Here is a 24,218-nt window from a genome sequence, read left to right as displayed (position 1 = left end):
AGCTATTAGAAACCGTAGTGCAGGGCCAGCCCCCACGAGTCGGCCGAGGGGCGCCATTGCCAGCCCGTAGTGCGGGGTCTGGGTTTATGCACATACAGGTACACTTCGGCCAGTACCGCCACGGTGGCTACGCCCAGGCAGGCTTTGTAAAGGCCGTTTCTTGACCGGGCCGCTTCGGCGGCATTGTAAGCCTCGTTATACTGACGGTAAAGGTCGGCATTGCTGATGATGCCGCTGCCGGAGGGGTCGGCCTGCTGGGCCACCCGCGAGAGGGTAGCCTGTTTGGTCTGGAAATCGGTGTGCAGCAACACGGCATAGGTGCCAGCGCCCACGGCCAGCGCGCCGGCCAGCACTTTAAAACCCGCCTGCCGCAGGGTGTTTGCCTTCGGGCGGAGGTTTTCTTCGCAGATGCGGATTTGGAGCCGCAGCGTTTCCTGCCGCGAAACAGCGTAGGCGAGGGCCTGCAGATACTGGTCGCGGGCTTCCCGGTAGCGCTTCTGGCTGAACAGCACGTTGCCTTCGCGCTCGAACAAATCGGCCAGCTGGGCTTTTGCACCCAGATCGCCCGGGTTCAGGGTCAGCAGGTTCCGGTAGAGGGTGATGGCGTCGGCTTTACGGTGTTCGGCCAGCGCGTCGTCGGCCTGCTGGCGAAAACTCTGGCCTACCATGCACTTGTCGATCTGGGTTTTGGCGTAGGGGTCGGCGCTGAAACCGGGTACTTCGAGGCAGTTTTCGTATTGTTTGCGGGCGGCCGGGTAGTTACCCTCGCTGTAGAGGGCGTCGCCTTTAGCTTTGTACTGCTCGTATTCGCTATCGGTTCGGGGACTGCCGGGTGCGGTGACCTCCTGGGCCCGGGCATCCGGGAGGGGGGGCAGGGCGAGGCATAACAGCAGCCAGAGAAAAGGTAAACGAATACTCATGCGGTGGATTAAAGATTATGCGTACACTGTCGGATGCGGGTTCTGACTTCGGGTGTGTCGGTGATACTCTGCGCGAGTTTATACCAGCCAAGCGCACCCTCGTACGCTTCATTGTCGTAGATTTTGTTGGCCTTTGCCAGATACTGGGCATAGGCGGCATCGGCCCGGGCGGTATTCAGCGCATGCTGCCGGGCCAGCTGTCCCGCTTCGGCAAAGGTAACCATGGCCGTGGCTTTGTCGTTGCTGGTGGCAATGGCCTTTACGCCCTGCTCAACCAGCTGGTCGTACCGCATTTGCAGGGCACTCAGGGCGGTTGCGGACTTGTAGTCGGCTTTGTCGGCTTCGGCCGGGCCCGCTTCGGTCGCTGCCGGGGCCGATACCACAGCCGGGGTTCCGGCGGTGCCCGTCTGGCTGACGGCTTCCTGCGCCCGGGCCCGTAGCTGGGCCACGTCCTGCCGGCCGGGCTGCAGGGCCAGCGCACTGTTGGTCAGCATGAGCGCCGTGGTGTAGTCACGGCCGGCAAAAGCCACCCGGGCTTTCTGCAACGCCACATCGACCCGGCCCGTCAGTCGATCGACCCGGTCGGCGTTCCGGCTGGTCGGCGTGGCTGCCGGGGGCGTCAGGGCTACGGTGGGGGTAGCGGCCCCCGACGACAGGGGACTGCTGCCCGCCGTTGTGACCGGTTGCCGTGTGGCCTGTGCTTTAGCCGGCGGCTTGCGTTGCCATTGGCTAACCAGCACGCCCACAACCAGCAGCGCAGCCGCAGCGGGCACCAGCCTGCGCCAGCGGGCGGGCCGGGGAGTCGGTGCCGACCCTACCGGTGGCAGGGCTGTGGGGTGTTTGGAAGGGGGCCTGCCGGCCAGTGGTTTATCCCGGGGTTCGGCCGCAGCCGGCGTTGGCAAGGCCAGGGGCGAAACCGTTGCTGGGTCGGTGAACAGGTCGGTGGCTTCGGGGTGCTGGTCGGTCGTATCCTGATACAGATCGGTCTGATCGGTGCCGGGCGGAACCGGGGCATGGGTTTCGCGAAGCTGGCTCGTGCAGAACGCATAGCCGTCGATGGCTTCGGTCAGGTCGTCGCGCCGGGCCAGCAGCTGCTCGTAGCTTTGCAGCGCCTGGGCGTAGTCGTGCCGGGCCTGCTGGTGCCGGGCCGTAGCCAGCAGCGCTGGAATATCGTCGAGCAGGTCGAGGAGTTCATCGGCCGTCTGCGCCCGCTCCCGGATGTCGTAAACCAGACAGCGCCGAATAATCGCCTGGAAGGGTTCGGCCAGGGTAGCCAGCCGATCAGGCAGTGCCACGGCCAGAATACGCCGTTCGACCCGACGCCGGATGGCGGCTTCGCTGGTGTCGTGGGCATCGGCCGCAAACGGTTTTTCGCCCGTGAGCAGTTCGTAGAGCATGACGCCAAACGCCCATAGGTCGAGGTTGAAACTGACCCGATGCCCCTGGATCTGTTCGGGCGCTTTGTAGGAAGGGGTGCCGCGCCCGTCGCTCAGGTCGAAATCCGTACGGTTCAGCTCGTCGTGGGAAACAAGTTTGCTCAGACCGAAATCGGCAATTTTCGGGACGAACCGCCCGGCATTGTCGCGCGAAATCAGGATGTTGGCCGGTTTGAAATCGCGGTGCACGATGCGGTGGCGGTGCAGGTGGCGCAGCCCCAGCAGAATACCCCGGGTCAGATCGATGCACTGCTCCGTGGTGAGCGTCTGCCGGCGAATCAGGTCGGCCAGATTGCCATCCGGGTAATACTTCATGATGGCATAATCGCAGCGGCCGGTGTCGGTGTCGAGCCGGTAGCAGGCGTCATAACGCGCCAGATTGGTTTGCCGCGGCACCCCCTGCGCCAGTTCGACCTCCGCCTGCAGCGAACTGGCGTCGGACCCGGTCACGGGACTAATCTTGACCGCTACCCATTCAGTTTCCGTCTGGTCTTCAACCTTTACCACCCGACCATACGACCCACTGCCCAGCAGCATCGCGGGATCGGCGTAGTCGATGGGATAGCGTCGTTTGAACGCTTGTATGGACAGGATCGGTTGATTCATAACGAATGGATAGGGGCATTAGTCAAAGATACGCCAAAGCCAGGTTATCCGAAAATCGCCCGTAGAAAAGCGGAGCCTGCCGCCCATTACTGAGCGTACGGACGCGGGGCGATACGTAGCGGTGCAACTCCCGGATGGTAACCACCCGATTGTGATCGGCATCGGCCCGGCCGCACAGCCCCTCCAGCAGCACCTGCGTGAATAAACCACCGCCGATTCGCCGGTTTTCGAGTGCTCCCTGGCTGGGCCGGGTGGCGAGCAACAGAGCTACCGGGCCTCCGCCAGCCGCCGGAAATCCGGAGCGGGACCGGGCGGCACCGGGCGCCAGCGGCTGACTAAGCCCCCCGGCCAGGCAGGCATCGACGATGCAGAGTTTGACACCCGCCCGGGAGGCCCGGAACGCCTGTTTCAGCACGGCATAGGTCAGCCCACCCCCTGCTCCACCGGCCCGCGCATCGGCCGGTACCAGCCGGTCGGGGAGGCCGTGGCCTGAAAAATAAAACAGCACCCGATCGGCAGGGCCTGCCTGCCGAAAGCTGGCAAGGGCCTGCCGGATCGTGGCTTCGGTGGCCTGCCGGTTGGTGAGCAGCCGGATGTGACTGGTCGGCACCCGCCCGCCCGCCGACGTTTGCAGAAAGCCCGCCATTTGGTGGGCGTCACGGTCAGCCAGACGCAGGTCGCCGGTCTGGTCGGTCAGGTACCGGTAATCGGCAATGCCCACCACCACGGCCCAGGTAGCGCCCGGCGGGGGGAGCGGGGTGGGGCTGGCCAGCGCGCAGAGGGTTACGAGCAGGGAAATGATCATACCGACGTGACTGCCCGGATGCTGAGCAGAAACCCCGAATAATTATCGTGGGTGGTGCCGGCGCAGAGCGACAAAAGGGTATTGAGTTTGGCTTGGTCGGAAAAACGGGCCGCCAGCACCCGGCAGAGGGTGTCCTCGTCGACGGCCTCGCCCACGCCGTCGGTGCAGAGGAAAAAATAATCGTCGGGCCGCACATCGGTCAGCAGCACCAGGTCGGGCGTAGCGGGGGCGGCAGGTATGGCTGGATCGGCATTGACCAGTACAGCGCGGCTGAGCCGGTTGCGCCAGGGATGCGTCAGGGCCTGACTGGCCGTGATAATGCCCGCGTCGACCATGTCGAGCACCTGCCGGTGGTCATGCGTCCGGAACAGCACCTGCCCGTCGCGAATCTGGTACACGCGGCTGTCGCCGATGTGGGCTATCGTGATGCCCGCTTCATGCAGCTGGAGCAGCGCCAGCGTAGAGCCCATGCGCCCCACGGTGGGATTGCCGGCCAGATACCGCCGGTACTGACGGACGGCCCGATCGAGGGCCGTCCGCAGGTGCACGCTGTCGAAGGGTGGGTAGTCGAGCGCCCGGGCATAATCGGCTATTTCGGCGCAGAGGAGCTGGCTGGCCACATCGCCCCGATCGGTGCCGCCCATGCCATCGCACACCAGCAGCAGCCGGCTGTGTTCGGTTGGGTCGGCTGGAAACAGGGCATCCTGGTTGGAGGGGCGCTGACCGATGTGCGAGAAGGCAAGGGGCGGGTTCGGAACAATCTGCATGGCCTACTCGGTCCGGTCGGGGTTAAAGCCAAGCTCGATCCGGTAGGTGGCCAGCATGACGGGGTTCAGCGTGTAGTGGGTAAGCCGAAACCGGTCGATCCCGCCGAGGGTTATCACGGCCCCGTCGGGTACGTCGATGCATTCGGTTTTCAACAACGGATGTTCGTCGAGCCGGGTGCCGTTCAGGCTGCTCTTCAGGGTTTGCGTGGTTGGGTCGATGGCCCCATCCTGCAACTGGTAGCGCAGGGCACCGGCCCAGCTGTCGAAGGTAACGGTGAGGGTGCAGTGCTGTCGGCTGATGTAGCAGCGGCCCTTGTGCTGGTACCGGTCGAGCACCACGTCGGCGGTGTCGGCCGTGCCGATGCGGTTGACGCCGAACCGCAGCGGATACGAGCGGGCGCCATCGCCGAGGTAGGTCAACGTTCCGAAACCGGGCAACCCCTGCACAAGGGCCTCGTCGTAACGGTAGGCTTTGGGCAGGGTGTTGAGCGCCCCGCAGCCGGGGTGCGAACATACAATCTGACCCCGTTCGGCATCGACCCCCCGCACCAGAATGCGCCGGTGGCATTGTTTGCAGTCGATCAGGGTTGCTTTATAGCCGCTCATTCGTCATCGTCCATGTCGTGTACGTCGCCGTGGCTCACGTAGGTGTCGTCGTCGGGTTCGGGCAGCTCGTCGTCGTCCAGTTCGTCGTGACCAACCTGCTCGTGCGGCAGAACGGCGGGCCCGGGCAGCGGGTCGTCGGCGTCGAGTATCGAATCGACCACAGCCCGCGATAACTGGGCTTCCAGCCCTGCCGAAAACTGATCGTTGCTCAGCACAAAGGGCTGCTCGAGTCGTTCCAGGGAAACGAGTTCATGGTGTTCGGCGTCGTAGCGCATCAGCGTGTCGAGGCCCTGATCGCCCGTTGCGTCGACCACGCGGTACGTCACCCCGTCGGCGCCTTCCAGCACCAGCGTATCGATTACCCCGTCATGGTCGAAATCGAGCCCCATGATGCGCTGACCATTCAGTTCGCCCTCGATCAGAGTGGGGTCGCCCTGGCGGTGGGCCGGGGTAGACGCATCGACAAGGGGGGATCCAAGGGGAACGACCGGGAGCGGTTCGCCCAGCAGCAGGCCGGCAAACTCGTGTCGCTGCGTCAGCGAGAGGCTGGCCCATTCGTCTTTCTCGAACGTATTGTACCAGCGGCCGTGCCAGCTGAACACGCCCCCCACGCCAACCTCGTGGCGGGCCAGACTAAACGCCTGCCCGAACGGCATCGCGTCGGTTGGGCTCTGGGCCACTTCGAGTTCGGTGGGTACCAGTGCCGCCAGTATGGGCGCGGGTGTACTGTCGGCTAGCGGCACGGGGGCGCTGGCGGGTAGGGTCGGGGACAAGGGCTCGGCGGGGGCCGACTGGCTGCCGGCCGGAACCGACTGTTCCAGGTGGGCACTCGACAGGTGAGCTACCCGCACACTGGCTCCGCCCAGCAGCAGGGCAGCCGCCGAGATGCCCAGCGTACGGGCATGTGAAACCGGTGCGGGGGGAGCCGGGGCCGGCCGGGGTACCTGTTTGATGGGTTGCCCGTCGGTCGGAAAATCGGTGGCGTTGGCGTTTGGTGTCATGGCTGTTGGACGTAAACCATTCCTTAATCGGGGCAGTCCGCAAAAGGTGACTGGCTAAGCCTGAAAATTAGTGCACCCAGATGGCCTGACAACGGCGGCAGGTTTTCTGCTGGGCCAGCATATCCCACTCGCGCACCCCGAACGGGTCGCGGCAGGCGGGATTGGGGCAGCGGTATCGTTCGCGGTATTCGCGGTCGATAAGGTCGAGCTTTTCATCGGTCGACAGCAGCGTGGAGCAGAGCGTGGGCACCAGCAGACTCAGCCCCGCACTCGACAGCACCTGCAGCAGGGGCAGGGCCGTACCACCCGACGCTACCACGGCGCTGATGCCAACCACCGACGACAGCACGACGCTGCCGGTGCGGATCATTTTTTCGCGGTTGCGACAGGCTTTCCGCAGCAGCGGATATTGGGTGTAGACCTGCTGCAGTTCGGCAAAGGCAGCGGTAAAGTCGAGCGGGCTGGCGAGTGCCGGTTCGGCGACCGGCACGGGAGGCAATCCGGCCGGCGCCAGCCGGGGCGTAACGGTGCCGGGCAGGTCGGTCTGCATGGCGAGCAACTCCCCAAGGCTGAAGGTGGCGTCGGCGAGCTGCACGGTATCGGCCCGGCCCACCAGTTTGCGGCTGATGCGAAGCCCGTTGACGAACGTGCCGTTGCGCGAGTCGAGGTCTTCGAGCAGGAAGGTGGTGGGCGTGCAGGCCAGCAGCCGGGCGTGATGACTGCTGATTCGCCCGTTGGGAATAACGATGGTATTGGTCAGCGCCCGGCCGATGGTATGGCTGGGCAGCTGACCCAGCTGGTCGATGATCGACAGCAGCTGATCGTTGTTGAGCGGAGTTTCGGCAACAGACACGGGCGTGGAAAGAATGAATTGGCTAGATGGATGAGCAAGGTACACAAACCAGGCCAGCAGTCAGGCTGCACCCGTGTTGACCGGCCTTACTGTTCGAAGAAACACACCGTGCCGCCCACCCAGTCAAAATCCTTGTTGAACCGCACCCCAATCATTTCGCCCCGGCTCAGGCGGCTCAGGTTGGTGAGCAGCGTAGGGCGGGCATCACCGTTGGGCCAGATAAACAGCATCCGGATTTCGCATTTGATGCGGCCGTCGGGCGCCTGGATGGCCGGTTCGTAGGCCACCTTGCGCTGCAGCAGGTACCCGTCGCGCTGATCGGCCGGAATGGCGTCGAGGTCGGCGGGGGTGATGTGGAGCTGTACCCCACTGCCGGCAAACGAGAACAGCGGCTTTAGCACGTAATTTTCCAGATCGGCGGGGTATTCGGTCAGGTCCGACAGGAAATAGCTGGGCGGCACGTAGGGGCTGTTCAGCAGCGGCAGGGTGTATTTGCTGATCCGGAAAAACCAGTTCGGATGGCCTACCCACTCCACATCCACATCGTCGGTCAGGTGGAAATCGGTTTGCAGGTCAGGAAAGTTCTGGAGATCGTCGAAGATCAGTCGGTTGTATATACGCCGGATCCGGATGGTGCGCCCGTCTTTCTCGTAATATAACGCCCGGCCCTCCTTTCGGATGGCGGTCAGGCAAACGGCTTTCACCCCCAGCGCCTGCTCGGTCAGGGCAAAGTCGATGCGGGTCTTCTGCTTTTCGGGGTAGATCTCCAGCAAAATCACTGACTCGGGATCGCAGTCGCCCACGATCATGGTACGCAGCCGGTCGAGGTAGTCGGCGTTGGTCGCTACGTTGAACAGGTGCGAGAGCGTGTCGGGCACCGGAAAATGCGCCCGGTACTGGGCAGCCAGGTAAGGCTGAAAGGTGTAGAGCGACGGGAAACCCTGCAGTTCGATCAGCTGTGGCACGAGCTCACCGGAGTCATCGCGGCAAACCGCAAAGTCGATCGCCAGAAACTGGGTATGGGCGGCTGGCCCTTCAGTTGGTTCGTTCGGCACCCGCTGCCCGGCCGGAATAGCCCGTTCGGTACGGGCGATAAAGTCGGGCTGCGTAAGTACGTCAACAATGTCTTCGCAGGCCCTGAGCAGATGACTGGTCAGGGCTTTGGGTACGAAGACCGGCGTTTCGGCCACCCGAAAGTCGAGCTGATCGGGCAGGTCGTGCTGGATGGCGTCGAGAAAAGCCTGGTAACGCTCGGGCGTGAAAGCCTCGTTGTAGGCGTGGCGAACGGACTGGATCATGGGATGGGGCCTAAAAGCAGAAAAGACGCAAGATAAACGCCCGGACTACCGGTGAGCCGGTTCAGGGGGTTGTCCTGCGTCTTTTTCGCAAAAACTGAGTGAGTGACTAGGCGAGGGCGGGCTGACCGGCTTTTTTGGCCGCCAGCGCCTGCCGCAGAAACGACGGCAGAATAACCGACTCGGTCAGGGCAATCTTGGTAGGGTCGAGCAGGTACTCGACCATGTCGTCGTATTTCTGCTGCCCAAAATTCTTGACCACCTGCAGCCGGCGCTCTTCGGTCTTGAAGTACATCAGCATCCCCTGATTATCGGCTTCGGGGTGGAACTGCGTCCCCACAATTTCGGGCGAAAACCGGATGCCCATGATCGCCCGGTCGAGCGGAACGTGGGGACGGATTTTTTCGCGGCACAGAATGGCACCGCCCATGGCGCCCAGTTTAGCCTTGTTCGGTTTGGTGATCTGGTAGTCGCGCGAGTCGACGGCGTAGAAGGGTTCGCCCAGCCCGTCGAACAGCGGTTCGGTGAGGCCGGCCGCTTCCTTGTGCATGGGCAGAATACCGAACGAGGTCGACCGGCGCTTGCTGAGCAGGCCCAGCTCCAGATGCCGTACCACCAGCTGAAACGAGTGGCAGATCAGAAACACAAACTTCTTCTGGTCGTTGGCCTGATTCCAGGCAAACAGCGCGTCGATCAGTGTAAAAAAGCGGGCTTCCCAGGGTTCGGTCGAGGCCAGGGGGCTGCCTGGACCGCCCGACGAGATGTACACGTCGTAGTCGAGGCCGGGCACCTCGTTGTTGCCGCGCACGTTGAAGATATCGAACGCGAGTTCGGTCTGTTCGGAGGCCTGTACGGTTCGGATCAGCTGCATGATGCAACGCATACCCTGGTTGGGCTGGTTGTTGTTCATGTCCAGCACGGCAATTTTCAATGCACTCATAAGGTCAGTACGGTGGTTGAGGCCGTTTTGAGGTGGCTCGTCAGCCCGGGTAAGTCCGCCGGCAGGCACTGCTTAACGGCTGGCCTGTCACCCTCAAACGAGCTCGTTTGCAGATGGTTTATTCCAGTTTCAACCCTCAAAGACCGAAAGAAGTTTCGTCGACAATGTAATCGACAACGCGCTTCAGGTCGTTGGTCTGCTGGTAAACGGCCAGCTGTCGATCGGCGCCGGTGCCCATCTGCAGAATCTTGAGGGCGTATTCGCACTCGGCCCGGCTACCCAGTTCATCGACCACATCGTCGACAAAATCGAGCAGTTCGTGGATGAGCTGGTGGGTGGGCACTTCTTCCTGCTTGCCAAAGTCGATCAGCTTGCCTTCGATGCCGTAGCGGGCCGCCCGCCACTTGTTTTCGCTGATAAGGTTTTTGCGGTAGAGCCGGAAGTTGAGGTTGCTCGACATCAGCTTGTGGATTTTGGCCACCAGCGCCTGCAGCAGGGCCGCCAGGCAGATGGTTTCGTCGACGCGCATGGGCACGTCGCAGATCCGGAACTCGATGGTGTCGAAGAACGGGTGCACCCGGATATCCCAGTAAATTTTTTTGCCGTTGTCGATACAGCCCGTCTTGACGAGCAGGTTGATGTATTCATCGTATTCGGCGGCACTGCTGAAATAATCGGGGATACCCGTGCGCGGGAACTTGTCAAATACTTTGGAGCGGTACGATTTGAAACCCGTGTTGCGGCCCTGCCAGAACGGCGAGTTGGTGGAGAGGGCGTAGATGTGGGGCAGGAAATACCGCATGGTATTCATCATATGCACCCCCATATCGCGGCTTTCCATGCCTACGTGCACGTGCATCCCGAAAATCAGGTTGGAGCGGGCGGCATCCTGCATTTCTTCCACGATTTTATCGTAGCGGGCGTCGGCCGTGATCTCCTGGTCCTGCCAGCGCGAAAAGGGGTGAGTGCCCGACGAGGCAATCTTAAGTCCCTGATTACCGGCCAGTTCGATGATGCCTTTGCGCAGGTGCGTCACCTCGCGCCGGGCTTCTTCGATGTTGTTGCAGATGATGGTGCCGACTTCCACCACAGCCTGGTGCATTTCGGCTTTGACCTGTTCGTGGAGGGTTAGTTTGCCATCTTCCACGATCTGCCCGATGTGGGAGCGCAGGTCACGAGTGACGGGGTCGATGGTCTGGAATTCTTCTTCGATACCAAGGGTAAATACGGGCATATAACAGGGGGCAAGCAGGGTTGGGTAAGTGGAGTTGAGTAATACCGACCTTAAGATAACAAATTTCAGTGTCGGATTGCCCGGCTGCGGCCCGAAAACCCAGTCTACGGCTCAGCGGGGGCTGCCGTCGGCCGTCAGCAGGCCGCTGCCCCGCAGGCGCGCCACCCGAATTCCCGACAGGCGGGGATGGGCCAGCACGTAGTCGCTCAGGGGTAGTGTCGAAATAACCACCTGCCCCGCATCGGAGGAGGCATGGAGCAGGTGCATGCGGCCGTCGGGTTGCCGAACGGCCAGCCCCACGTGTTTCATATCGAGGCCGGGGCGGGCCGCCGTCAGCATAATGATGTCGCCCTCGCGCAGGGCGGCTTCGGCCTGCCGCACCTGCCGGGCCGGCACAAAGGCAAAGGGCTGCGTGGCCAGCGAGGCCTCGGTCTGGGCTACCTGCCGGAACACGGTGGGGTCGGCCAGGTGTGGGTATTTATGCACGGCCGAAGTCATGTAGGTCACGGGCTTGGTCACGGTCATGCGGCCCGGCAACGTGCCGGTAATATCGGTGAGCAGCCCTTTGCGTTCGTTGTCGCGCAGCCAGGCCGAGAAGTAGTGCAGGCGGCTGGCGTAGCCATCGATGCGGCCGTCACGGTAGCGCAGGCGGGTCAGGTAACTCTTAAACGGCTGCGCCAGGCCGGCGGGGGTAGCCGGGCGGCCGGCGGTAGCCTTGTCGGCTGTTTCGTGCCAGGTCAGGGCCAGCGCCAATATGGTTTCGAGGTAGGTAGTACAGTCGAAGGCCTGCAGGTTTACCACCAGTTGTTCGGTAGCTGACTGGTCGAGGGTATGGGCCACGTAGGGCGCACCGAGCAGGTTTTTACCCACCGTGACCGCCGTTTCGGCCGGTGTGCGCCCGGGCGAAACGAGTAGCTGGGCCAGCTGCTCATCCGAAGGCAGAGGCTGAGCCGGCAGGGTCAGCGGGGCAGTAATAAGCAGCGTCAGGATAAGCGAGGTAAAGCGTTTAATCATAGCAGACGCGGGAATGAAGTGGTACAAAAAGTCGATGGGTTAGTCAGGCAAAAAGCGTGCGAACAGACCAGCCCGTCGGGAAACGGGCTGGTTGCGTGGCCCCGACGGGTGGTGTCCGCACGCATTGGACGGTCTAACACCTGAAAAGTTGCCCTTGTTCAGGACTTAATTTCGAGCACCACTACCGAACGGGGGGGCAGCACCACCGGAACGCCCGATAAACCAACCGTTTCGATGGTCTCGCGCGTGAGGAAAATATCGGTGAGCTGATAAAGACCGGCCGGGTCGAGTTTCATGGCCTGCCAGGCGTCTTTGGGTATCCGTACGTTGGTGTCGGCGGTCGTATGGGCCGAGAAATTACACACGATCAGCAGTTTTTGCCGGTCGGTATAGCGCAGGTAGCTATACACCTGATGGGCATCGTAGCCCCGGCTCTGCCCATTGTCGTTGACCCATTGCAGGTCGTAGAAGTACCCGTTCTGAATAGCGTCGGAGCCGGCCACCAGGTAGTTCAGCTGCTGGTAGAAACCCCGCAGCCGACGCTGTTCGTCGGTGAGCCCACCGCCGTCGCACCGCCCGCCGTTGAGCCAGCCCTGCCAGTCGGGGAGTCCCCAGTAGTCGAAAATGGTGGTGCGGCCATCGTCGCCACTGAAGCCTTCGGCGCCCTCGGCGCGCACGCCCACTTCCTGGCCGAAGTACAGCAGGTAAGGCCCCGTGTGGAGGGTAGCCGCCAGGGTCATGGCCGGCAGGGCCGCCCACGGGTCGCCGGCGAAGAAGCGCGACGCCAGCCGCTGCTCGTCGTGGGTTTCCAGAAAACGCAGCATGTGCTGCGGAAAATCGCCCGATTCCTGCTGCCATACCCGGGTCAGTTCGTAACACGAACCCTGCCCTTCGATCAGCCGGCGCAGGGCGTCGTAGAGGCCCACCTTATCGTAGAGGTAATCGAAGCCCCCCTGAAAAATAAACGGCCGGTACAGGTGCGTTTCGTAGATCTCGGCGATAAAAATGGTACCCGGGTAGCGGGTCTTGACCTGGCCGATGGCCCACTGCCAGAATTCGACGGGCACCAGCTGCGCCATGTCGCACCGGAAGCCGTCGACACCTTTGTCGGCCCAGAAAAACAGAATGTCGCGCATCTGCTGCCAGGTGGCCGGCACCGGATCGAACTGCTGGCTACCGTCGAAAATGTTCAGGCCGTAGTTAAGCTTGATGGTCTCGTACCAGTCGCTGCTATCGGGCCGGGCCGTGATCGACCCCGACCCGGTCACGCGGGCCGGTACTTCGCGCAGGCTGCCGGCATGGGGCAGGTGGCGGTCGGGCGTTTCGGGGCCAGCGAAGGCTTCGCCGGGCAGGTAGTAAAAATTATTCTGGTTGGCAAACCGCACCGTAGTGTCGTCGTTGGCACCCAGGTCGACGACCCCGGCGGGCTTGACATCCGATTCGTATTGCCGCGCCACGTGGTTGGGCACGAAGTCGATAATGAATTTCAGGCCGTGGGCGTGGGTTCGCTGCAGCAGTCCCTCGAACTCGGCCATCCGGTCCGGCACCGATACCGCCAGATCGGGGTCGATGTCGTAGTAATCCTTAATGGCGTAGGGCGAGCCGGCCCGGCCTTTCACCACGGTTGGATCGTCGGGCCGGATACCGAAAGCGGAGTAGTCGGTCTGGGTGGCGTGTTCGGGCAGGCCCGTGTACCAGATGTGGGTAGCGCCAAACTGCCGGATGGCCCGCAGCGCGGCATCATTGATGTCGGCCAGTTTTCCGACGCCATTTTCGGCCAGCGTACCGTGGGGGCGGTTGGTCGTATTCTGGTTGCCGAAGAGCCGCGTAAAAATCTGGTAGATAATCAGTTTGTCCGTTACCGGTACGGGAAGGTTTGTCGTCATAGCGTAGCCCAGCGGCCCGGCCGGAGGCTTTTTAGGTTAGTCGATACAAAGCTAGGGGCTTTCGGGGCGAAAATGAGCCCTTATTTTTGCAGGGCAGATTGGATTCTGCTGGCAATTTGTTGTCATTTTGCAGTGTCTAGGGCCGTTGGTCCTGTCAATACCTTCTATAACAACCCTATGAATCGATTCACTCGTCAACTGGCCAGCCTGCTGCTGGCCGGTGTGCTCGGCCATGCTGGTCAGGCACAGACTGCCCCCGCCATCACGCGGATCAACCCCACGAACTGGTGGGTGGGCATGAAAAACAAAAACCTGCAGCTGCTCGTCTATGGCCCCAATGCCGGCACGCTGGCCTACACGGTTAATTACCCGGGCGTCACGCTGGTGAAAACCCACACCGTCGAAAACCCCAACTACGCCTTCCTCGACTTGACCATTGCGCCCACCACGCGCCCCGGTACGCTCAACCTGGTGGGTAAGCGCGGCAGTCAGACGCTGACGAAGGCGTATGAACTGAAAGCCCGCGACCGCAGCCCGAAAGGGCAGGGGGTATCGTCGGCCGACTTTATCTACCTGGCCATGCCCGACCGTTTCGATAACGGCGACGAGACCAACGACAAGTTTGCCGATCTGGCCGACCCCAGTGCCGACCGGGCCAATCCGTACCTGCGTCACGGGGGCGACCTGCCGGGGGCGGCCAAACGCATCAACTACCTCAAAGATCTGGGGGTAACGGCCGTGTGGTTTACGCCCGTAATTGAAAACAACCAGCCGCTTACCAACGAAGGCGGGGCCATGCGCTCGGCCTACCACGGCTACGGCTTTACCGACCACTACACCGTCGATAAGCGGCTGGGGGGCAACGACGCCTACAAAACCTTCGTGAAGAAAGCCCACGAAGCCGGTTTGAAGGTGGTGCAGGATGCGGTGTATAACCACGTGGGCATCAACCACTGGTTTCTGAAAGATATGCCCATGAAAAGCTGGCTCCACCAGTGGCCCACCTACACCAACACCTCGTACAAGTACCAGCCCGTTACCGATCCCCACGGGGCCGAGATCGACCGGCGCGTGGCACTCGACGGCTGGTTTGTGCCGCAACTGCCCGACCTCAACCAGGGCAACCCCTTCCTGGCCAACTTCCTGATTCAGCACGCCATCTGGTCGGTGGAGGAGTTTGGCGTGGATGCGTGGCGGGTCGATACCTACATGTACAACGATCAGCCGTTTATGAACCGCTGCAACCAGGCCCTGCTCGACGAGTATCCGACGATTCATATTTTCGGTGAATCGTGGGTCAACAACGTGGTCGATCAGGCCTACTACACGCGCAACAAAATCGACTTTCCCTTTAAGTCGAACCAGCCGGGCGGGCTCGATTTTGTGCTGTACAGCGCGATGCTCGACGCCCTCAAACAGAAATTCAGCTGGGACGACGGCGTAAACCGGTTTTATCAGGCACTGGCGCAGGATGCCGTGTACGTCGATCCGACCCGTCTGGTGACGTTCCTCGACAACCACGACACCGATCGGTTTCTGTCGGTGGTGGGCGAAGATATCGACAAATACAAAATCGGCCTGACCTGGCTGCTGACCACCCGGGGTATCCCGAGCATGTACTACGGCACCGAAATTCTGATGAAGAATTTCAAGAACCCCTCGGATGCCGAGGTGCGCCAGGATTTTCCGGGCGGGTTCCGGGGCGACCGGGAGAACAAGTTTGAAACGGCTGGCCGCACCGACCGCGAAAACAACGCGTTCCAGTTCGTGAGAACGCTGGCAACCTACCGGCGCGACAACCCCGTACTGCATACCGGTAAGCTGATGCAGTACCTGCCGCAGGATGGCACTTACGTGTATTTCCGCTACGACGGTACCAAAACGGTGATGGTTGCCACCAATACCAACGACAAGGAAATCAGCCTCGATACGGGCCGGTTCAGCGAACGCATGGCCGGTATGACCACCGCCCGCAATGTGCTGACCAACCAGACGCTGTCGGATCTGAAGCTTATCCGGCTGCCGGCCAAAACGGCGCTGGTGCTCGAACTGGCTAAATAAGGAGAACCGACAAATTCCCGGGGCCGACCGGCAGAAACCAGGGCTACACAAAAAACCGACGGGTGTTTGTGGGGCATGGGCTGCGGGTCGGCCCCGCTGGTTTTAAGCCGCTGACCGGGCCGAGACGCCCGTAAAACCGCCCTGAAAACACCGAAAAGGCAATTTATTTGCCCCGTTCGACCATTTGTGCCGACTTATTGGTTCTCTTTGCAGGAGCGTTTTCAGGACAAACGGAACGGCGCGGGCTGGCCCCGCATCGGCCCGGCGCTGCCGCCGATGAAACTACTGGTTATTGAAGACGAGGTTAAAACGCTGCACAGCATCCGGCAGGGGCTGGAAGAACAGCAGTGGGAGGTCGATGTCGCCTACGATGGCACCATGGGCTATCAACTGGCAACCCGGCAGACGTATGCCCTCATTATTTCCGATATTATTCTGCCCGGCATGAACGGGCTCGACCTGTGCCGCCACCTGCGCACGGCGGGCGTCACCTCGCCCATTCTGCTGCTGACGGCGCTGGGTACTACCGACGACAAAATTACCGGTCTCGACGCCGGGGCCGACGACTACCTGGCCAAGCCGTTCGAGTTTCGCGAACTGCTGGCCCGGGTCCGGGCGCTGACCCGGCGCAGTGGCGGGCTGGTGTATACCGGCAGTGCCCTTACCATTGCCGATCTGGAACTGAACCCCGATGCCAAAACGGTTACGCGGGCAGGTAAGCCCATCAACCTGACGGCCAAGGAGTTTGCGCTGCTCGATTACCTGCTCCGGCACCAGGGGCGCGTGATCGCCAAAGCCGAGCTGGCCGAGAAAATCTGGGATGTAACCTTCGATACCGGCACCAACGTCATCGAGGTGTACATCAACTTTCTGCGCCGGAAAATCGATCGTGATTTCGAGCCCAAGCTGCTGCATACGCAGATCGGCATGGGCTATGTGCTTAAAGTGCAGACGTGATGCTGAACATCCGAACCCGGCTGACCCTGCAGTTTATGGGGCTGGTAACGGCCGTGCTGCTGCTGTTTTCGGTGGGGGTGTTCGTGTTCAGCAAGCTGTATCTCGAAAAGCGGTTTTTTAAACGACTGCAGGACCGGGCTGTGGCCGCATCCACGCTGCTCTTCGAACTGACCGACACCAACAGCCGCATCAACCTCACCGATCAGGAACCCCTGCCCGACGAAACGATCTCAGTCTACAGCGAGAAGCTGGGCCGGCTTATTTTCTCGACCAACCCCACCCGCGACAACAGCCACGCGCCCTTTATACCAAAGCTGAAAAGTGCCCGTAAGCAGCTTTACCTGCGCGATGGCGATACCCAGCTGCTGGCGGTGCATCTGGTGGCGCGTGGCTCGGGCAACTGGGTGCTCATCAGCGGTATCGACCGCAACGGACTGGCGGCCCTGGCCGATTTGCAGCGTATTCTGCTGGTAATGGTGGCCGTTGGGGCGCTGCTGCTCAGTTTGGCGGGCTGGGTGTTTGCGGGGCAGGCGCTGGCGCCCATGTCGGGCATCATCCGGCAGGTCAACACGATCTTTCCGGCCAACGTGGCCCGCCGGGTCGACTACGCCAACCCCGACGATGAGATCGGTACGCTGGTCGAGACCTTCAACCGCCTGCTCGACCGGGTGGAGCAAACGCTGGTGACCCAGAAAATCTTTGTGGCCAACGTGTCGCACGAACTGAAAAACCCGCTGACCAAGATTCGTTCGCAGATCGACGTGGCGCTGCTGAAAGAACGGCCGTCCGCAGTGTATCAGGATACGCTGGGTTCGCTGCGCGACGACATCGGTTCGCTCACCGAGCTGACCAACACCCTGCTCAGTCTGGCCAGTGTGGGCATCGACGGGCAATCGCTGCCAATGGCGTCGGTGCGGCTTGATGAACTGCTCTGGGCAGTGAAGATGCAGGTGCAGAAATGGCAGCCCGACTACCGAATCGAGTTGGCGTTTCCCGACTTCCCCGACGACGAAGCGGCACTGCTGGTGCATGGCAACGAGGCTGCGCTGAAGATTCTGTTGATCAACCTGTTCGACAACGCCTGTAAATTCTCGGCCGATCAGACCGCTCAGGTCACCTTCCGGGCAACCGGATTGGTGATCCGGGTCGACGTGGTCAATGCCGGTGCCGGTATCCCGGCCGCCGATTTGCCGCATATCTTCAAGCCATTCTACCGCAGCAACGCCACCGCGTCGTCGCGGCCGGGGCATGGGGTCGGGTTGGCCATCGTGGCCCAGGTCGTGCAGCTTCACCAGGGCACGATCGCCGTCGAGTCGACCGCCGACCGCACCGCCTTCCGGCTGGAACTGCCCGTTGCGCCTGAAAACGGGGTGTAACGGGTACGGCTGGCACCACTGGCAGCGTTGCGCCCCGGCTCACCCCGATTTTAAGGTAATTTTAAAGTCAGATTAAGTCGGACTTAAGTTGCGGGGGCGTGCTTTGTGGCCTAGACGTCAACCATCCATGGAAGTTATCAGCCACCCGCCATCCACCGACCGCAAACCGAGCAAAGGCATTCGCCCCATCATCATGGGCGTACTGCTGGGCGTGTCGTCGTTGCTGGTGTACCTGTTCCTGGGGGCTCAGAACGACACGCTGGAGCTCAAACAGTCGCTAACCACCCAGGTCGAGCAATTGTCGGCTACCCAGATCCGGCTCGACTCCATCACAGGTGTGCTCAACACGCGTATCGCCGACGTGCGCCGACTGGGTGGAAGCGTGGCCAGTCTGGAAAAACTGAAAGCGCAGCTCGAAGACGACAAGCAGCGACTGACCTACGACCTGAGCTTTTCGCAACAGAAATACGACGACAAAATCCGCGACTATACGCGCTTTCTGGCCCTTAAGGAAAACGACCTCAAAGCCATACTGGCCGAGAAGAACACACTCATCAGCCGCACCCGGGCGCTGGAAGAGGAACGCGAACAAGTGCTGAGCGAAAACACGGGGCTCCGTTTCGAGCGCGAAACGCTGGCCAAAGCCGTGGCCACGGTATCGGCGCAGAACGACGACCTCAAGCAGAAAGTAACGGTGGCCTCGGCCCTGAAAGCCATCAACCTGCAGGTACTGTCGCTGAACGAAAGCGGTAAGGAACGGCGGGGGGGCGTGTACCGGTCGTCGAAAACCGACCGCCTGAAAATCAGCTTCGTGCTGGCCGCCAATTCGCTGGCTTCCCGCACCACCAAAGACATTTACCTCCGCCTGCTCGATGCCAATGGCAGCGTACTGAGCGATACCGGCATCGGCGGCATACTGACCTACGAAGGGGAGGAGCTAGGCTACAGCCTGCGGCAACCCGTTCTGTTTGAAAACAATGATCAGCGCGTCGACCTGACCTACCGGCGCGACCTTCCTTACAAGCCGGGCCGATACACGGCCGAGCTGTATGCGGAAGGGTTTAAAATCGGGTCTGGATCGTTCGAGATGCGGTAAGGACCGGTTCTGCCGGGTCCGTCGGGCCGGGCAAGTGCAGTACCTCATCATTTTATGTCGTTCGGTCATCCGGCTTATGAGCAATCGCAGTAAAGAAATACTAATGATAGGCGCTGGCCTGCTGCTGCTGCTGGGTCAGTGGTTTCTCGATGGCGTACACGCACTGGGACAGCGATACCGGCAGTACCCGCGTTCGTACACCGCCCTGGCCTACCTGTTTTTAACGATGGCATTCTGCTATCATCCCGTGCTCGAACACTGGCTGGGCGGGTTTATGATGATGAGCCTGCCGGTGGCGATGCTGGCGGGCCTGACGGCCAGCCTATACCTGTTGCGGAAACAGGAGCGGCTGGTGGGAACGGTGGGGCTGGTGTGGCTGGCGCTGACCCTGCCCATTGTGAAACGACTGGTTGGTACGGGTACCCCCGCGCCCCTGGCCGTGGCAGCCCCCTCGCTCAGTGTGCTGAGTTTCAACGGCGAATGTTTTCGGGAGCCGCACAATGCCGCCATCAGCCAGGCGGCCCAACATTCCGACATTGCCTGTTTTCAGGAATACTCGCCCAACGCCGGGCTGGAGGCTCAATATACCGACAAACTAACGCACCTGACCCGGTTTGCCGATCAGCAGCAGATTGGACTGGCGCTGTTTTCGCGCTTCCCGATCGTGAACCGCTACGGCCGCATCTGGCAGCGCGCGGGCGCACCGGCTATCAACGGATTCTTGGTGGCCGACGTGGCCTACGGACGCGATACGGTTCGGATTGTCAACGTACACCTTTGGTCGATGGGGGTGCGCATTAACCAGGCGCTGGATTCGGCCCGGGCGGGCAACCTGTCGGGCATGGTCACGGAGCTGGCCGATACGTTCTCGCGACTCAAGGAAGGATTCAGGAAGCGCGACGAGCAGGTGGCCGAGGTAAGCCGCTACGTCGAAGGCAGCCGCTACCCCGTCATTATCTGTGGCGACTTCAACGAAACGCCGTTTGGCTATGCCTACGGCAAGCTGCGGCTCAACTTCAGCAATGCCTTCGAGGAAGCCGGCGAAGGCTTCGGGTTTACGCTGAACCGCCATCCGTACTGTGTACGGATCGACCAGCAGTTTTTCAGCGCCGACTGGGCCGTCCGGTCCTGCCGCACCCTGTCGGGCATCACCGTATCCGACCATTTTCCGGTGGTGGCCCAGTACGTTCTGAAGAAGTCGGTTACGGCCGCGCCGGAACCGGTGCTGGCCCAGCGGTAAGGCTTTTCGGGGATTGGCCGAACGAAGTACCCCGGCCGCGAGTTGACCCGACGGGGGCTTTTCAACCCCACCTCCATCGGTATGGCTTTATTCGTTATTGTTCGGCACGGGCAGTCGCAGTGGAATCTGGAAAACCGGTTTACCGGCTCGGTCGACACGCCCCTTACCGATCAGGGACGGCAGGAAGCCCGGCAGGCGGGCGATCGACTGCGCAACGACCGGTTCAGCATCGGGTTCACGTCGGTGCTGAACCGGGCTATCGAAACCATGGCACTTATCCTGGCCGAAACGGGGCAGACCGATCTGCCGATCGAGCGCGATGCTGCCCTGAATGAGCGCATGTACGGCGATCTGCAGGGTATGCATAAAGCCGAAGCGGAGCAGCATTTCGGCGCCGACCAGGTGTTTCGCTGGCGCCGGGGCTACGTCGACCAGCCGCCCCACGGCGAAAGCCTGGCCGATACCCGCCAGCGGGTCGTGCCTTATTTCCAGACGGCTATACTGCCGCATCTGCAGCAAAACGAAAATGTGCTGGTGGTCGCCCACGGCAACAGCCTGCGCGCCCTGCTGATGGAACTCGAAAACCTGAGTCCCGACGCCATTGAGCAGGTTGAACTGATGACGGGCGTGCCGCACCAGTATGACTTCAACCCCGAAACGGGCGTATTCACCGCAACCGACAGTGCACTTACGCCCACGCAGGCACCGGGCCGTTGAGAATGTGGCGGGAAAGCTGTAGTTTCACCTATGTCCTTTATACCCTACCAGTCTGCCCCCGCGCCCGATGAGACCGAGCTGCTCGAACGTACGAGCGCGTTTCAGGCGGCCATGACAACGCGCCGTTCCATCCGCGATTTCTCCGACCGGCCCGTCTCGAAGGAGGTTATCGAGCAGCTTATCATGACGGCTGCCTCAGCGCCTTCCGGGGCAAACAAACAGCCCTGGATCTTTTGCGCCGTAAGTGATCCGGCCTTGAAGCGCCGAATTCGCGAAGCGGCCGAAGCCGAGGAATACCAGAGCTATACGAGCCGGATGTCGTCGGAATGGCTTGCCGACCTGGCTCCGCTGGGCACCGACTGGCATAAGCCGTTTCTGGAAACGGCCCCCTGGCTGATTGTCGCGTTCCGACAGATCTACGCACTCGACGGCGATCAGAAGCGGCCCAATTATTACGTGATGGAGTCGGTGGGCCTGGCCTGTGGCCTGCTGCTGACGGCCATCCACCAGGCGGGTCTGGTGGCGTTGGCGCACACGCCCAGCCCGATGGACTTTCTGAGCCGCCTGCTCAACCGACCGGCCAACGAAAAGCCGTTTCTGCTGATCCCGGTGGGCTACCCCGCCCCTGATGCCCTCGTGCCCGACATTGCCCGCAAGCCGGCTCAGGACGTGGTGGTCTGGTACTGATGTCGTTACGGCTTCGAACGCAGTCGATTGCGGCAGGCAGGATGGGCCTGCTGACCGGGCTTGGTTGCTGTGCTGCCGACGGTGGCTGGTTGGGCTGCACGGCTGATCCATACGGGCAGGCTCCGGCCTGGCCCTATAGGTAAGGAAAAGCGAAGGCTTACTTTCTGAGCCGTACATGGGTCGTAACCCGTGCCGGACCTTTATTTCTCAGGTATGCAAGACCGTCGTGAATTTATCAAGCAGGCTTCCGTTGCCGGGGCCGGCCTGTGGGTAGCGCCCCACATCCCCATCTTCAAAGGGGCTCCCAACGAAAAAGTGGTTATTGGCGCCATCGGCACCAACAGTCGGGGCTTTTTTGTATCGCGTATGTTTGCCCAGCTGCCCAATGTGGAGGTCGGGTACGTGTGCGACGTCGACAGCAACGTGGTGGCCAAAACCGTGGCCGAAATCGAGAAACTAAGCGGGAAGAAACCGAAAGGGTATACCGACCTGCGGAAGATGCTCGAGGAAAAAGACCTCGATGCCGTGCTGATTGCCACGCCCGACCACTGGCATGCGCCGGCGGCCATGCTGGCGCTTAAGGCTGGTAAACACGTGTACGTCGAAAAACCCTGCGCCCACAATCCGGCCGAGGGCGAACTGCTGGTGGCCGGGGCCAGCAAGTATAACCGGCTGGTGCAGATGGGTAGTCAGCGCCGGTCATTTCCGAAGGTCATGGAAGCCATGCAGGCGCTGCATCAGGGCGCTATCGGCACGGTGTATTTTGCGCGGGGCTGGTATGCCAACGCCCGTAAACCCATTGGCAAAGGCCGGCCGGTAGCCGTTCCGGCCACGCTCAATTTCGATCTATGGCAGGGCCCTGCCCCCCGCCGGCCGTATCAGGACAATCTGGTGCCTTACAACTGGCACTGGTTCTGGCACTGGGGCACCGGTGAAGCGCTGAACAACGGCACCCACGAACTCGACGTGATTCGCTGGGGCCTCGGCGTCGATTACCCCACCAAAGTTAGCTCGACAGGGGGGCGGCTGGCCTACTCGGGCGACGACTGGGAGACGCCCGATACCCAGACCATCGCCTTCGAATTTCCGGGCGGCAAGATGGCGCAGTGGGAAGGGCGTAGCGCCAACGGCTTCAACAGCGAAGGGGCGGGCCGGGGCGTTATTTTCTACGGCTCGACCGGCACGATGGTGATACCCGGGGGCGACGATTACAAAGTGTACGACCTGGAAAACAAACTCACCAAAGACGTGAAAACCGGTTTGCAGGAAGCGCAGCGTACCAATACCATGGGCATGGGCGAAAAGCTCGACAGCATCATCCTCGAAAACTTCGTGGAGTCGATACGGGGGAAGGCGAAACTAACGGCGCCCATCACCGAAGGCCAGAAATCGACCCTGCTGCCGCAGCTGGGCAACATTGCCTACCGCACGGGCCGCACGCTGACCTGCGACCCGGTCAATGGCCATATTCTGCACGACAAAGACGCTATGAAGCTTTGGGCCCGCACGTATGAGAAAGGGTGGGAGATGACCCTGTAGGGCGTCTGCCAACTGAATTCTGGCCGGGGCTAGTCCTGCGCTTTTTTGCGGGCGGCCCTGGCTTTTTTTGTGTTGTCGACAACCGGTTCGCCAGCTTTGGAGCCAGCCTGTTTCTTGGCGTTGGTAGCTTTTTTCTCGGCGGGCGACAGGCCATCCCAGGCCTTCTCGGGCAGGTATCGCGTGGTGCCGCCGGGGCGGTCGGCGGGTTTGCCGTCCGAGGTCTGCCAGTGTTCATCGGTCCACTTGGTCAGGTGCTCCTGCTCGCCCGTTTTCTGGTCGCTCAGGTACCCTCCGCCGGCTTTTTCGTATTCGTGGGTGAGTAACTGGGCTTTCCGGGCGCTCCACTGCCCCGGCTTACCCCCTTTGTCACCGGCTTTGATCTGTTCTTTCAGCTGCTCCCGCAACTCGGGTTTATCGTAATTCTCTTTTTTCTTGCTGGTCCGCTTTTTGGCGTTGTCGGTCGAGGTACTGGTTTTAGTCGGCATGGCTGGGGGCGTTTACGGGTCAGCATCGTAAACGGTTCGTACGCAGAAAGGTTGCGGATACCAGGTTGCCGACGCTGACTCTGCCGTCAGGAGCGCTGGCCGCATGGCGGCCTGGGGGCGGGGAAATGATAAGGCTGGTCGGGTAGGTTAATCCGTTGATTCTGGCTTGATTTACGGGTAATTCGCGCCTATTTTTTGGGTACATTTCCCCTGGCAGTGGCCAGTTGGGCCGCTTATCTTCAGGGCTTTCTGACTAACCCCGTTTGTATGAAAAAGCAACCCCAGAAACCGCTTAGTCACGCGTTCGATCTGCTGGCCGACCGCGCCACCAATTCCATTGCCTTTCACCGGGCGGTGCTCGACAGCAGTGCCCTCGTGCGGGTCCGGTACGTACTGACCACCACCCCGGCGCTCACCGTGAGCCGCATCGCGTTCGGCTTCGAGCCCGTCGATCTGGCGGCCGATCAGGACCCGGCCGATCCAAACGTGTTCAGGACCGGCAAACGCAAATTCGACGAGGTACTCTGTATCGACAATAAGCTGATGGTGGAAGTCGAGGCCGACGGTGCCGATGGCAACGGCTGGTCGCTGGCGGTGTTTGTCAACAACAAGCCCCTGCCCGCCAATCCGATCGAATTAACGGTCAACGACAACGGCAATGCCAACCATGCCGACCTTCACCAACTCGCCTGATATC

The 24,218-nt window shown here is 61.4% G+C and carries 22 protein-coding genes; 9 read left to right on the top strand and 13 right to left on the bottom strand.

Going from position 1 to position 24,218, the window contains the following annotated elements; genetic code table 11:
* Window positions 1–5: 5 nt before the first annotated feature.
* The 12 genes from ACYVAC_RS10850 to ACYVAC_RS10795 all read right to left on the bottom strand — a co-directional run bounded on the left by ACYVAC_RS10850 (window position 6) and on the right by ACYVAC_RS10795 (window position 13,363).
* Window positions 6–920, bottom strand: a complete 915-nt coding sequence (locus ACYVAC_RS10850) for a tetratricopeptide repeat protein (protein WP_461097673.1) — start codon at window positions 918–920, stop codon at window positions 6–8.
* Window positions 921–928: 8 nt separating this feature from the next.
* Window positions 929–2,962: a protein kinase domain-containing protein gene (locus ACYVAC_RS10845; protein WP_461097672.1), complete on the bottom strand. Its 2,034-nt coding sequence runs from the start codon at window positions 2,960–2,962 to the stop codon at window positions 929–931.
* A gap of 22 nt (window positions 2,963–2,984) precedes the next feature.
* Window positions 2,985–3,767, bottom strand: a complete 783-nt coding sequence (locus ACYVAC_RS10840) for a caspase family protein (RefSeq protein ID WP_461097671.1) — start codon at window positions 3,765–3,767, stop codon at window positions 2,985–2,987.
* Window positions 3,764–4,534, bottom strand: coding sequence for a PP2C family protein-serine/threonine phosphatase (locus tag ACYVAC_RS10835; RefSeq protein WP_461097670.1), 771 nt, complete (start codon window positions 4,532–4,534; stop codon window positions 3,764–3,766). Before ACYVAC_RS10835 ends, ACYVAC_RS10840 begins: the two co-directional genes overlap by 4 nt.
* Before the next feature lie 3 nt (window positions 4,535–4,537).
* A complete protein-coding gene (locus tag ACYVAC_RS10830) occupies window positions 4,538–5,140 on the bottom strand; it encodes an FHA domain-containing protein (RefSeq protein WP_461097669.1) in 603 nt (200 codons plus the stop codon).
* Window positions 5,137–6,141: a hypothetical protein gene (locus ACYVAC_RS10825; RefSeq protein WP_461097668.1), complete on the bottom strand. Its 1,005-nt coding sequence runs from the start codon at window positions 6,139–6,141 to the stop codon at window positions 5,137–5,139. Before ACYVAC_RS10825 ends, ACYVAC_RS10830 begins: the two co-directional genes overlap by 4 nt.
* Window positions 6,142–6,208: 67 nt before the next feature.
* Window positions 6,209–6,994 (bottom strand): FHA domain-containing protein, encoded by a 786-nt coding sequence (locus ACYVAC_RS10820; RefSeq protein WP_461097667.1) that lies wholly within the window; start codon window positions 6,992–6,994, stop codon window positions 6,209–6,211.
* 86 nt (window positions 6,995–7,080) lie between these two features.
* Entirely contained in the window at window positions 7,081–8,292 is a 1,212-nt protein-coding gene (locus ACYVAC_RS10815; protein ID WP_461097666.1) for a hypothetical protein, read from the bottom strand.
* A gap of 106 nt (window positions 8,293–8,398) precedes the next feature.
* Complete coding sequence (locus ACYVAC_RS10810) at window positions 8,399–9,229, bottom strand: type 1 glutamine amidotransferase (RefSeq protein ID WP_461097665.1); 831 nt, start codon at window positions 9,227–9,229, stop codon at window positions 8,399–8,401.
* A 136-nt stretch (window positions 9,230–9,365) separates the two neighbouring features.
* Window positions 9,366–10,463: a carboxylate-amine ligase gene (locus ACYVAC_RS10805; protein ID WP_461097664.1), complete on the bottom strand. Its 1,098-nt coding sequence runs from the start codon at window positions 10,461–10,463 to the stop codon at window positions 9,366–9,368.
* Window positions 10,464–10,574: 111 nt separating this feature from the next.
* Window positions 10,575–11,477, bottom strand: coding sequence for an N-acetylmuramoyl-L-alanine amidase-like domain-containing protein (locus tag ACYVAC_RS10800; protein WP_461097663.1), 903 nt, complete (start codon window positions 11,475–11,477; stop codon window positions 10,575–10,577).
* 158 nt (window positions 11,478–11,635) lie between these two features.
* Window positions 11,636–13,363 carry an alpha-amylase family glycosyl hydrolase gene (locus ACYVAC_RS10795; RefSeq protein WP_461097662.1) on the bottom strand — a complete coding sequence of 576 codons (1,728 nt, stop codon included), beginning with the start codon at window positions 13,361–13,363 and terminating at the stop codon, window positions 11,636–11,638.
* A gap of 177 nt (window positions 13,364–13,540) precedes the next feature.
* On the opposite strand from ACYVAC_RS10795, the gene ACYVAC_RS10790 reads away from it, so the two are divergent.
* The 8 genes from ACYVAC_RS10790 (at window position 13,541) to ACYVAC_RS10755 (ending at window position 23,036) form a co-directional block, all read left to right on the top strand.
* Window positions 13,541–15,424, top strand: coding sequence for an alpha-amylase family glycosyl hydrolase (locus ACYVAC_RS10790; protein WP_461097661.1), 1,884 nt, complete (start codon window positions 13,541–13,543; stop codon window positions 15,422–15,424).
* Window positions 15,425–15,700: 276 nt separating this feature from the next.
* The gene (locus ACYVAC_RS10785; protein WP_461098221.1) at window positions 15,701–16,381 is read left to right on the top strand and encodes a response regulator; all 681 of its coding nucleotides are present in this window, start codon (window positions 15,701–15,703) and stop codon (window positions 16,379–16,381) included.
* On the top strand, window positions 16,381–17,757 hold the full coding sequence (locus ACYVAC_RS10780; RefSeq protein ID WP_461097660.1) for a HAMP domain-containing sensor histidine kinase: 1,377 nt from the start codon (window positions 16,381–16,383) through the stop codon (window positions 17,755–17,757). The genes ACYVAC_RS10785 and ACYVAC_RS10780 overlap by 1 nt, the downstream gene beginning before the upstream one ends.
* A 127-nt stretch (window positions 17,758–17,884) precedes the next feature.
* On the top strand, window positions 17,885–18,853 hold the full coding sequence (locus ACYVAC_RS10775) for a hypothetical protein (RefSeq protein ID WP_461097659.1): 969 nt from the start codon (window positions 17,885–17,887) through the stop codon (window positions 18,851–18,853).
* 76 nt (window positions 18,854–18,929) lie between these two features.
* The gene (locus tag ACYVAC_RS10770) at window positions 18,930–20,093 is read left to right on the top strand and encodes an endonuclease/exonuclease/phosphatase family protein (protein ID WP_461097658.1); all 1,164 of its coding nucleotides are present in this window, start codon (window positions 18,930–18,932) and stop codon (window positions 20,091–20,093) included.
* Between the two features lie 81 nt (window positions 20,094–20,174).
* The gene (locus ACYVAC_RS10765; RefSeq protein ID WP_461097657.1) at window positions 20,175–20,810 is read left to right on the top strand and encodes a 2,3-bisphosphoglycerate-dependent phosphoglycerate mutase; all 636 of its coding nucleotides are present in this window, start codon (window positions 20,175–20,177) and stop codon (window positions 20,808–20,810) included.
* Window positions 20,811–20,840: 30 nt separating this feature from the next.
* Window positions 20,841–21,497 (top strand): nitroreductase family protein, encoded by a 657-nt coding sequence (locus tag ACYVAC_RS10760; protein WP_461097655.1) that lies wholly within the window; start codon window positions 20,841–20,843, stop codon window positions 21,495–21,497.
* Between the two features lie 213 nt (window positions 21,498–21,710).
* Complete coding sequence (locus ACYVAC_RS10755; RefSeq protein ID WP_461097654.1) at window positions 21,711–23,036, top strand: Gfo/Idh/MocA family protein; 1,326 nt, start codon at window positions 21,711–21,713, stop codon at window positions 23,034–23,036.
* A gap of 29 nt (window positions 23,037–23,065) precedes the next feature.
* On the opposite strand, the gene ACYVAC_RS10750 is transcribed toward ACYVAC_RS10755, so the two are convergent.
* Entirely contained in the window at window positions 23,066–23,521 is a 456-nt protein-coding gene (locus ACYVAC_RS10750) for a hypothetical protein (protein ID WP_461097653.1), read from the bottom strand.
* A gap of 267 nt (window positions 23,522–23,788) precedes the next feature.
* Between ACYVAC_RS10750 and ACYVAC_RS10745 the strand changes: the two genes are divergently transcribed.
* A complete protein-coding gene (locus ACYVAC_RS10745; protein WP_461097652.1) occupies window positions 23,789–24,214 on the top strand; it encodes a hypothetical protein in 426 nt (141 codons plus the stop codon).
* Window positions 24,215–24,218: the final 4 nt, after the last annotated feature.

This window comes from Spirosoma luteolum, assembly GCF_054778875.1.
Note: the sequence above shows the minus strand (reverse complement) of the source record. Positions and strands in the feature narration are given on the sequence as shown.